The following is an 11,883-nucleotide window of genomic DNA, read 5'->3' as shown; positions in this document are numbered from 1 at the left end:
CGCGATTAAATCGCCCCTAGATTAAACAAATTTTAATCCACAAAGATCAACACGCCCTCGTTAGCGGTGTAATTAAGTCATATTAATTTAGCTAAAATCTGTATTTTCAAACACTTCTCTTTTGGGTTACTCTACAAAGACTAAAACTTACCGTGTGTACATTATGGACTCTCCTTTTAAAACCATTGGCCTTATTGGCAAACCAAATCACCCAGGGGCTGCGGCAACACTACAACGCCTGCATACATTTTTACTTGCGCTTGGTTTTGCAGTTATTGTAGAAAAACGCACTGGCGGACAATTAGTGGATGTGCCTAATAATAAGCTCGTTAAGTTAGTTGATTTAGGTGAGCAAGCTGATCTTGCTATTGTAGTAGGCGGCGATGGCAACATGCTAGGGGCAGCTCGCGTGCTGGCCCGTTTTGATGTCGCTGTAATTGGTGTAAATAGAGGGAATTTAGGCTTTTTAACTGATTTGAACCCTGAAGGCTTTGAACCCAGTTTGGAGCAAGTTTTAAGCGGTGATTTTATTGAAGAAAAACGCTTTTTATTAGAAGTAGAAGTATATCGTCATAATGAGCTAAAAAGTGCAAATTCAGCAGTAAACGAAGCCGTTTTACATGCCGATAAAGTCGCGCACATGATTGAGTTTGAAGCCTTTATTAATCATGACTTTGTATTTTCGCAGCGTTCAGATGGCTTAATTGTATCTACACCAACAGGCTCCACGGCTTATTCACTTTCAGGCGGTGGTCCAATTTTAACGCCTGAACTCAATGCTATTTCACTAGTACCTATGTTTCCACACACATTATCGAGTAGACCGCTAGTTGTTGATGCCGATAACGAAGTGCGTTTGAAGCTTAGCCTCGAAAATACAGATAGCTTACAAGTTAGTTGCGACAGTCACGTAGTACTTGCGGTATTGCCTGGTGATGAAGTGGTAATTAAAAAAGCCGATAAAAAACTGCGTTTAATTCACCCAAAAAATTACTCTTACTATAACGTTTTGCGCACAAAATTAAATTGGGGTAGCCGTTTGTACTAATTTTATTGCCAAGCGTAATACTTTCGAGCAAAATATACTAAAATAATAAATTATCTTTTAGGAACTAGTAGTAATGACGTATGTTGTATTTTTTACATTCTTATTATTAATAACGCTACTTGGTAGCTACTTAGTCGTAGAAAAAAATCGTCGCATAGCAATTGAAGCTAAGAAAAAGCTTTTTAATGATCGAGTATCCAAAACAAGTCTGCGTTTAAAACTCAAACTGAACGATTTATTAGAAGCAAAAGTGATCCGCCCTAAATATGTCCCTAAAATACAAGCCATCGTAAATAATTTTTTTGTGGTACAGGGTCATACAGACGAAAACTTGCAAAAATTAGAAAGTATTACCGATTTACTTATCAATATTTTGTCTCATGAATTGAGTAAAACCTACGAAACATCATCAAGCATTACTTTCGCTGATAACATACAGTACTTTGTATCTGAGCTTCCACCACAAGGGATCTTATATAACAAAGTTTTTTACACTGAGACCCTCCCCTCATTAATTATTCTTCTTAGGACTGCTGAGCTTGCTGAGCCCGCTGAAAATAACATGCCACAACAAATATCAAATGAAGAACAATCAGCTCAAGAAGCCAATGCTGCTTAAATAATAAAAAATTAATTTGCAAAAAACCAAAACACTGTATAAATTAACAGTCAATTGACTGGATGGATAAACAGTATGTTAATTGGTTTAGAAATTAAAAATTTTGCAATTGTAAGTAATTTAAGCACAGAGTGGCAAAGCGGCATGACCGCCATTACCGGAGAAACAGGTGCTGGTAAGTCTATTGCTATTGATGCGCTTTCTTTGTGCTTAGGTGAACGCGCAGAAGCCTCTGCGGTTCGCCCCAATACCGACAAAGCAGAAGTGTGCGCTCAGTTTGATTTAAGTGACCTTCCGCTTGCACAAGCTTTTTTAGAGCATCACATGTTAGGTAATGCCGATAACGAATGCTTGTTACGACGTGTGGTGTGTAAAAATGGTCGTAGTAAAAGCTACATTAATGGCAGTGCAGTCACTGCTGCTCAATTAAAAGAGCTTGGCCAATACCTTATTTCTATTCATGGGCAACATGCGCACCAGCACCTTTTGAAAGCCGAACATCAACTACAACTACTTGATGCCTATGCAGGGCATCACCACCTCGTTAATAGTGTTAGTCAAAACTATAAACAATTTGCGAGTTTACAAAAAGAATTTAAACATCTAGAACAACAGCAATTACAGCAGGCAGCCCAAAAACAACTCCTAGAATACCAAGTTGCTGAACTCGACGAGTTTGCATTACAAGAAGGCGAGTTTGAACAAATAGAAGCAGAGCATTACAAACTCAGCAATAGCCAAACTATCTTAGAAGCCTGTCAGCGTGAACTACAACATTTATACGAAAGTGATGAACAAAATGCATGTTCGTTATTACAACACAGTGCTCAACAATTTACAGAGCTGGCTCAGTACGACGAAAGCTTAGCCAGTGTTGCTGCCTTACTTGCTGAAGCAGCGGTTCAAGTAGAAGAAGCAAGCCGTGAAGTACGTAGTTACACTGAGCAAGCTGATTTAGATCCTGCTCGTTTAGTTGAAGTAGAAAATAGGCTAGGCGGTGCAATGGATTTAGCGCGTAAGCACCATATAAAACCACAAGCCCTTGTTGAGTTTCATCAATCTATTTCACAGGAGTTAGAATCAATTAGTAATAATAACTCTCGGTTGGAACAACTAGAATCTGAAATAGAAAATGCGCTAGTACACTATCAGCAAGCAAGTGAGCAACTAAGTCAAAGCCGTAAAGAGTATGCCAATACACTCAATACCTTGATCAGTGAAAGTATGGCAAATCTCTCAATGGAAAACGGTGTATTCGAGATAGCTTTAATTCAAGAAACAGATCGTGTGCCAAATAATTTAGGCTACGACAATGTATCTTTTTTAGTGTCAACCAACCCTGGTCAGCCGCTCCAGCCTCTTGCAAAAGTAGCGTCAGGTGGTGAACTTTCGCGTATCAGCCTTGCTATTCAAGTGATCATCGCGCAAAAAGTAACAACGCCAACACTCATTTTTGATGAAGTAGATGTGGGTATATCGGGTCCTACCGCATCGGCTGTAGGCAAACTTTTACGTCAATTGGGTAAGTCTACTCAAGTTATTTGTGTCACCCACTTACCGCAGGTCGCGAGTAGTGCGCACCAGCAATTTTTTGTAGCGAAAGAAATTGCACAAGGCGAAACGTTTACCAATATGTTGCCTTTAAATAAAGATGGTCGAGTAAATGAAATAGCGAGATTATTAGGAGGCGATAACGTAAGTAAAACAGCCAAAGCAAACGCAAAAGAATTAATAAAAGCGCACGCTTAAACCAACAAAATAATTACGGGGCACTCTGTTTAAGTTTTTCTATACATTTGTTCTGTATAAGAAATTTTTAACGCAGTTACATCCCCTCAATTGATTAAGTATTATTACGGATTGGTATAAGGATAAGTGAAATGGCAAGTGATTTACTTTTTATGTGCGTTGTTGTGGGTTGGTTATTGCTAACATTAAGTATATTTCTAACTCTCTTTAGTCGCTTTAAACACACTAAATTTAAACAACATTTATTCCGGTTTTTAAATGTTGTTTTATTACTACAAACAGCTGTAGGGGTAATCTATCTGATGAATACTTCTGATAATAGCGTTATTGGCTACTGGAGCATTTTAGCTTCACAAGTAATTTGTAACTTACTATGTTATATGAGCGTAAAGCGCCGTATAGCTAAAATAAAACCGTCTCTTGACTATTTTTCTATGGATTAAGCGATACCCAAAAACATGATTAAGAGCAAGTTCTGTTTTTTCCTTGCTCTTTTGCTGTATAAAGTAATTCATCAGCGTGCTTAATATCAAGATCGATAGAACGCGCTTCTTGACACTGAATAACACCTATACTAATTGTCAAATTGACACTTTCTGGCAATTCACATATTGAGTTGTTTTTAAGCGAAGCATGTATTTTATTGGCAACCTCTACCCCTTTTTCTTTTACTGCGTTGGGTATTGCAATTAGAAACTCCTCCCCTCCCCAACGAGAAACAAGTGCTTTATCTGGTATATTTTGCTTTAACGTATTCGCTAAATGAGTAAGCGCTTCGTCACCAATATCGTGACCATACACATCATTAATTTTTTTAAAGTTATCGACGTCACAAAGCATGATAACAAAAGGGGTTTGGTCTCGTGATAAAGCCAGCTTAAATTCTTCTAGCTTCTTCATTGTATACCGTCGATTCGGCAAGTTAGTTAGTGGGTCTATTGTGGCTAACACCTCATTTTTTTGGCTTAAAGCAATAATCTTGTCATTATATTTTTCTCTTGTGTACTCATAAAAAGCACTTAACATCGCAACAATTACAAATGAAAACAGTACTCTATATGTATATTGATTAGGTTCGTAATTATAAATATCAAAGGCGTCAGCAAAATAAAACGCTAAAATTACCGCAATCAAAAATAAAACAATATCAAAAGTACCGCGCTTTAATCCTCGAATAGAAAATGTGACTGGAGAAACAATAAATATCCAGATAGGTCCAGTCCCTTCAACACCCCCTGTGAGCACCAAATAAATCATTAAAACGTATAGATTATAAAGAATTGTATTTGCAGATTTTTCAACGTTTATATAACTAATCAATGCCCACATATAAATAAAAGATGAGCACAATAGCATCATAAAAAGTAAATGTTCGTCATTAGTAAACGCAATGCAAGACATTGAAAATGTCGCTATAAAGCCTATTAATGAAAACAGTCTTACAATTAGTGTTCTTTCCGTTTTGTCTGAATATTCGTACATAATTAAGAGAGTTTTCTTTTGTTAAATTATAAGTTTAATATTAGAGCCTGTTTATCTTTCGAGGTTAAATTTGCAGCAGACTATTTGGTGTTCAGGCAAGGCAGAGCCTATGTAGCGTGGTTATTCCCCATAAATAGGATAGCGTAGAATAAATGCCAAACATACGCAGCCTGAAGGATTCTGCCTAGGGTCAATTTACTCTTTGTTGCTTAGTTTTTAATGATATTAACATTTGTGATTAGCACAAACGTTTAATAAGCAATTTTAATTTTGGACTCCCTTGCTTTTTAAATCAAGGCATAAACATAGTGAATTAATATATAAACATAAAAAATTATGCCGTTATTGCTATTTATTTCTCTCTTTGTATTTATAAAGCTTGTAATACCAACCGACATAACCATTTGAAAAGTTAAATGAATTAAAGCCCTCCATAACGTCGTTAAATTGACCCTATATTTAAGCAGATTGGTATAAAATAAATTATAAAACAAAAAAGCAAACCCTAAGGTTTGCTTTCTTTAGCATAAAAATAAATAACGTTATTACACTTTTAAATAATCCATAATACCTTCAGCTGCATTACGTCCTTCAAAAATAGCGGTGACAACCAAATCAGATCCTCTCACTATATCCCCACCTGCAAATATTTTCGGATTAGTGGTTTGATGTGTAAATTCACCGTGCTCTGGGGCGTTAATACCGCCCCAGTGGTTTATCTCTACATCGTACTTTTCTAACCAATCCATTTTGTGAGGTTGGAAACCAAACGCCATAATAACTTGGTCTGCCTCAATAATATGCTCTGAGCCAGGCACCTCTTCAGCGCGGCTTCTGCCTTTTTCGTCAGGTTCGCCTAATTTAGTTTTAACCATTTTAACGCCGGTTACTTTCCCTTTATCGTTCAGTACAATGCCTTTAGGCTGAACGTTATACGTAAATATCACGCCTTCTTCTTTCGCGTTTTTAACTTCGCGTTTAGAGCCCGGCATGTTTTCTTTATCACGACGATACGCACATGTTACTTTAGCTGCATTTTGACGAATAGATGTACGCACACAATCCATTGCCGTATCGCCACCACCTAGTACAACTACTTTTTGATTAGCCATATCTATACAAGGTTGATTTGTCTCGTCGTAACCCATCACGCGGTTAGTGTTACCGATTAAGAATGGTAGAGCATCGTGTACACCAGCTGCATCTTCATTTTCAAGACCTGCACGCATACTTTGATACGTACCCACACCTACAAATACAGCGTCGTAATCAGCTAAAATTTGCTCAAGCGTAATATCAACACCTACTTCAATATTTAACTTAAATTCTACGCCCATTTCAGTGAATATTTCACGGCGTTTTTGCATTACTGATTTTTCAAGCTTGAAAGAAGGAATGCCAAAGGTGAGCAGTCCGCCAATTTCTGGATGACGATCAAACACCACTGGTTTAACGCCGTTACGCACTAAAATATCAGCACACCCTAAACCTGCTGGGCCCGCACCGATAATAGCCACTTTTTTGTCGGTCCAAGTTACATAAGACATATCAGGCTTCCAGCCCATTTTAAATGCCTCATCTGTAATATACTTCTCAATATTACCAATTGTTACAGCACCAAACTCTTCATCTAATGTACACGAGCCTTCACATAGTCTGTCTTGTGGGCAAACGCGACCACAAACCTCTGGCAAACTGTTTGTACGATGAGACAGCTCAGCTGCTTCTATAATGCGGCCCGTACGTATTAACTTTAACCATTGTGGGATGTAGTTATGCACTGGGCATTTCCACTCACAGTATGGGTTACCACAATCTAAACAACGGTCAGCTTGTGAGTTAACTTGATTTTCAGAAAAGGGTTCGTAAATTTCTACGAAAGACTTTTTACGTGACGAAATTGGTTTTTTGCGCGGGTCTACACGCTGCACGTCTATAAATTGATATACATTTTCGCTCATACGGCCCCCTTATTGCGCTTGAACACGTAGTTCAGCACTACTGCGGGCGCGGTGCCCGAGTAAACTTTTTACGTCACTGGATATTGGTTTTACTAATTTGAACATCGGTAAGTACAATTCAAAGTTAGCCAAAATGCTCTCTGCTCTGCACGAACCCGTAAGCTCTAAATGCTCAGCAATTAAGCCGCGTAAATGCTCTTGATGCGATGTTAACTTTTCAAGTGTGACTATTTCTACTAGCTCTGGATTAATGCGTTTTTCAAAGTCATTACGTTCATCTAAAATGTACGCAAAGCCACCGGTCATGCCCGCACCAAAGTTAACGCCTACATTGCCAAGTACACATACAACGCCGCCAGTCATGTATTCACAACCGTTATCACCCACGCCTTCAACAACGGCTTGCACACCTGAGTTACGCACTGCAAAACGCTCGCCAGCACAACCTGCAGCAAACAGTTTGCCGCCTGTTGCACCGTATAAACACGTGTTGCCTGCAATGGTGGCTTTATGGCTTTCGAAAGACGAGCCTAATGGTGGGCGAATAACTAACTTGCCGCCCGCCATCCCTTTACCTACGTAGTCGTTAGCGTCGCCAACCAGTGTCATTTCAAGGCCACCAGCATTCCATACACCAAATGATTGGCCCGCTGTGCCATGCAATTCAATGGTTACTGGATCTGCTGCCATGCCTTGGTTACCGTATTTATCAGCAATGTAGCCCGAAAGCATTGCACCGACCGATCTGTCGGTATTACAAATACGGCTCACCAGTGAAATACCGCTTGAAGCATCAATTGCCTCTTGCGCCTTAGCAAGTAGGCTCTCATTAAGCTTTCCTAAATAATGCGAGCTATTAGGTGCACTACAATACAGTGTTTCACCTGTTGGGTTATTCGGCTGAGCAATAACAGATGATAAATCGATTTTCTTCTGTTTTGCTGTTTTACCTTCAATTTTTTCTAGTAAATCTAGCCGACCAATTAGGTCAGTTAAATTTGCAACCCCTAAACTTGCCATAATCTCACGCGCTTCTTGCGCTATAAACTTAAAGTAGTTCATCGCCATTTCTGGTAAGCCATGGTAATGCTTTTGCCGAAGTGTTTCGTCTTGTGTTGCAACACCCGTTGCACAGTTATTTAAATGACAAATACGTAAGTATTTACAACCAAGCGCAACCATTGGACCTGTACCAAAGCCAAAGCTCTCGGCGCCTAAAATAGCGGCTTTAATAATATCTAAACCTGTTTTTAAGCCACCATCTGTTTGTAAGCGAATACGATGACGAAGGCCATTTTCAACAAGTGCCTGCTGCGTTTCAGCAAGACCAAGCTCCCAAGGGCTACCAGCATATTTAACAGAAGTAAGCGGACTTGCGCCTGTGCCGCCATCATAGCCAGAAATAGTAATTAAATCGGCATAGGCTTTAGCAACACCTGTTGCAATGGTCCCTACACCTGGTTCTGAAACCAGTTTTACAGAAATAAGTGCGTTTGGGTTTACTTGTTTTAAATCGAAAATCAGCTGAGCTAAATCTTCAATTGAATAAATATCGTGATGCGGTGGTGGCGAAATTAACGTAACACCTGGTACTGAATAACGAAGTTTTGCAATATACGGGGTTACTTTTTCACCTGGTAACTGCCCGCCTTCGCCAGGTTTTGCACCTTGCGCTACTTTAATTTGAATAACATCAGCACTGCGTAAGTAATGCGGCGTTACACCAAATCGACCCGATGCAACTTGTTTAATTCGAGAGTTTTTCTCTGTACCATAACGCAGTTTATCTTCGCCGCCTTCACCAGAGTTTGAACAACCGCCTAAGCGATTCATTGCAATTGCTAAAGCCTCATGTGCTTCTGGCGATAATGCACCAATACTCATTGCTGCTGAATCAAAACGCTTGTATAAGTTTTCTGCAGACTCAACTTCATCAATATTTATACCTTGCTCTGGTAATTTAAGTGCAAGCATGTCACGAAGCGTTGCTATTGGGCGGTTATTAACTAAATCGGCGTAAGCACTGTAATCTTTATAGTCACCTGAACGCACCGCTTTTTGAAGCGTTTGAATAACATCAGGGTTATATGCATGGTATTCACCACCGTGCACATATTTAAATAAACCACCGTGGCTTAATAATTTACGCTTACTTAAAGCAAGTTTGTGTAAACTTTGCTGATCGTCATCAAAGTCAGTAAAGCATGCACCTTGTATGCGACTTGCCACACCTTTAAAGCACATGTCAACAATGGCATCAGATAGACCCACTGCTTCAAACAACATTGAACAACGATATGAAGCCACGGTACTTATGCCCATTTTAGACATAATTTTGTACAAGCCTTTATTAATGGCTTTACGGTAAGCAAGAGTAACCTCGCAGTACGATTTATTAATAATTTTGCTGTCGCTCATTGCAACTAACGACTCATATGCAAGGTACGGGTAAATTGCCGTTGCACCAAAACCTAATAACACAGCAAACTGGTGCGCATCACGCACGCTACCGGTTTCAATAATAATATTTGATTCACAGCGAAGATTATTATCAACGAGGCGATTTTGAACAGCGCCCACAGCCATAGCAGCTGGAATAGGTAAATTTATATCATCAAAGTTACGGTCCGTTAGTACCAGCATAATACAGCCAGACGCTGCTTTTTTCTGAGCAATATCACAAATTCGCGACACTGCTTTTTCTAGGCCTTCGTCAACTGTGTAGGTAATATCAATTTTACAGTAACTGTAATGCGCTTCATCGGCATTAAGTAATTGCTGCATGTCTGCGTACATTAAAATGGGTGTATCAAACTGTAGGCGCTTGGCATGGCCGGTCGTTTCGTTAAATACGTTTTGTTCACTTCCAATACACGTTGCCAGCGACATTACATGATTTTCTCGAAGTGGGTCGATTGGTGGATTTGTTACTTGCGCAAATTTTTGGCGGAAGTAATCATACAGCGAGCGACGCCCTTCACTAAGCACAGCAAATGGCGTGTCGTCACCCATAGAGCCTGTGGCTTCTTGGCCGTTTTCACCCATTACGCGAATAACGCTATCAAGCTCTTCGTTGGTATAACCAAACATTTTTTGGTATTTAGCCAGTGTTTGATCATCAAACGAGCGATTACCCGCATCTTGCTCTGTAAGTTCTTCAAACGGAGTAAGGCGTTTAACGTTTTCTTCAAGCCATGACTTATAAGGATGACGAGATTTCAAATCTTGATCGATTTCATCAGAGTGCCAAATTTTGCCAAGCTTAGTATCTATAACTAACAGTTCGCCTGGTCCTACGCGGCCTTTCTCTACCACTTCATCGGCTGTGTAATCCCAAATACCCACTTCTGATGCAAGGGTAATAAAGCCATCTTGTGTAATTACATAACGCGCGGGGCGCAGTCCATTTCGGTCTAAGTTACAGGCTGCAAAGCGGCCATCCGACATAACAATACCCGCTGGGCCATCCCATGGTTCCATGTGCATCGAGTTAAAATCATAAAATGCACGTAAATCGTCATCCATCGCGCGGTTTTTCTGCCACGCAGGTGGCACAAGCATGCGCATAGCACGGAATAAATCCATGCCACCAGCTAAAAACAACTCAAGCATGTTATCCAAGCTTGATGAATCAGAACCGGTTTCGTTTACAAACGGTGCAGCGGTTTGTAAGTCCGGAATAAGTGGTGATGCAAATTTATACGAACGGGCACGTGCCCATTGGCGGTTACCTTCAATGGTATTAATCTCACCATTATGAGCTAAATAACGAAAAGGTTGAGCTAAAGGCCAACGCGGCTGGGTATTGGTAGAAAAACGCTGATGAAAAACACAAATCGCACTGGTCATTCGAATATCAGCTAAATCTAGATAAAAGTTAGGTAAATCCGCAGGCATCATAAGGCCTTTATAGATAGTGACTAACCCAGATAAGCTTGCGATGTAAAAAGCTTCGTCATCAACAATACGCTTTTCGGCGCGGCGACGTGCAACATATAAGCGACGTTCTAAGTCTTTAGAGCGCCAACCCTCTGGCGCGCTAACAAAAATTTGTTCAAAACCTGGTAATTGCTGTACAGCAATAGGACCCAACATAGATGGGTCGGTTGGCACCACACGCCAACCTAAAATATTTAACGTTTCTTTTTCTAATTCTTCGCTAAGTATTTGTTTTGCAGTCTGTGCTAAGACGGGATCTGAATTTAAAAAAATCATACCCACAGCATAATTTTTACCTAAATGCCAGTTGTGCTCACCAGCAATAGCACGAAAAAAACTGTCTGGCTTTTGCAATAATAAACCGCAGCCATCACCTGTTTTACCGTCAGCAGAAATACCGCCACGGTGCTGCATACGATCAAGCCCCGTAATAGCAGTACGAATAAGCCGATGACTAGCCTGACCATTAACTTGGGCAATTAAGCCAAAACCACAATTTTCTTTTTCTAACTTTGAGTCATATAACATAGACCCCTCCCCTTGCTGCACTGTTAGCGTGAATGAACTGCTCGACGATTTGCTAACAGCCGGTCAAAACTAGCCTCTATCTTAAATAGAGTCAATAGCACTTTGAATACATATTCACATTCTTGAATATTTCTCACTTGATGGCAAGATTTCTTTTACATCTATTTTTTTAACATTTAGCGGTGTTTTGGCGGTTATTTTTTCATGACACTGGTGTCAAGTTTAACATTTTGTAAAAACAGGCAAACAAAAAGCGTCAGTTTACGTAAGCGTAAACCAACCATTCAGTGAATAAATATTCAGTATAACTTATCGAATACAATTAACATTTAGATAGTTTTATGGTATTTGCATCACTTTACGACTTAACATCTCTCTTATTTACTTGTAATTAGTATAGCTAACCTGAACTCTGGATAATAAATCTATCTCAAGCAGCTATTTTCAGCGCTAACTGCGTTGAATTTACTTGCAATAGGCCCGCTATTGACGCGTAAATTCGCCTTGTTTTCACTGAAAATCTCTGGCTAGAGAAAATAAATTTAAATATCACCAGA

Annotated in this window: 7 protein-coding genes; 4 read left to right on the top strand and 3 right to left on the bottom strand. The window is 39.7% G+C overall.

From position 1 onward, the window contains the following. The first annotated feature begins 163 nt into the window (after positions 1-163). The 4 genes from nadK to CWB66_RS13440 all read left to right on the top strand — a co-directional run bounded on the left by nadK (position 164) and on the right by CWB66_RS13440 (position 3,859). The gene (gene nadK, locus CWB66_RS13455; protein ID WP_077538195.1) at positions 164-1,048 is read left to right on the top strand and encodes an NAD(+) kinase; all 885 of its coding nucleotides are present in this window, start codon (positions 164-166) and stop codon (positions 1,046-1,048) included. Positions 1,049-1,121: 73 nt separating this feature from the next. Beyond that, positions 1,122-1,667: a hypothetical protein gene (locus tag CWB66_RS13450; RefSeq protein WP_138585772.1), complete on the top strand. Its 546-nt coding sequence runs from the start codon at positions 1,122-1,124 to the stop codon at positions 1,665-1,667. A 75-nt stretch (positions 1,668-1,742) separates the two neighbouring features. Next, the gene (gene recN, locus CWB66_RS13445) at positions 1,743-3,416 is read left to right on the top strand and encodes a DNA repair protein RecN (protein ID WP_138585771.1); all 1,674 of its coding nucleotides are present in this window, start codon (positions 1,743-1,745) and stop codon (positions 3,414-3,416) included. A 131-nt stretch (positions 3,417-3,547) separates the two neighbouring features. Continuing rightward, on the top strand, positions 3,548-3,859 hold the full coding sequence (locus CWB66_RS13440) for a hypothetical protein (protein WP_138585770.1): 312 nt from the start codon (positions 3,548-3,550) through the stop codon (positions 3,857-3,859). Positions 3,860-3,878: 19 nt separating this feature from the next. Here the strand turns inward: CWB66_RS13440 and CWB66_RS13435 are convergent, their stop codons facing one another. The 3 genes from CWB66_RS13435 to gltB all read right to left on the bottom strand — a co-directional run bounded on the left by CWB66_RS13435 (position 3,879) and on the right by gltB (position 11,326). Further along, on the bottom strand, positions 3,879-4,898 hold the full coding sequence (locus CWB66_RS13435; RefSeq protein ID WP_237070446.1) for a GGDEF domain-containing protein: 1,020 nt from the start codon (positions 4,896-4,898) through the stop codon (positions 3,879-3,881). A gap of 545 nt (positions 4,899-5,443) precedes the next feature. Next, on the bottom strand, positions 5,444-6,859 hold the full coding sequence (locus tag CWB66_RS13430; RefSeq protein ID WP_138585769.1) for a glutamate synthase small subunit GltD family protein: 1,416 nt from the start codon (positions 6,857-6,859) through the stop codon (positions 5,444-5,446). 9 nt (positions 6,860-6,868) lie between these two features. Then, positions 6,869-11,326, bottom strand: a complete 4,458-nt coding sequence (gene gltB, locus CWB66_RS13425; protein ID WP_138585768.1) for a glutamate synthase large subunit — start codon at positions 11,324-11,326, stop codon at positions 6,869-6,871. Positions 11,327-11,883 lie beyond the last annotated feature (557 nt).

This window comes from Pseudoalteromonas sp. S558, assembly GCF_005886635.1.
Lineage (GTDB): Bacteria > Pseudomonadota > Gammaproteobacteria > Enterobacterales > Alteromonadaceae > Pseudoalteromonas > Pseudoalteromonas aliena.
Note: the sequence above shows the minus strand (reverse complement) of the source record. Positions and strands in the feature narration are given on the sequence as shown.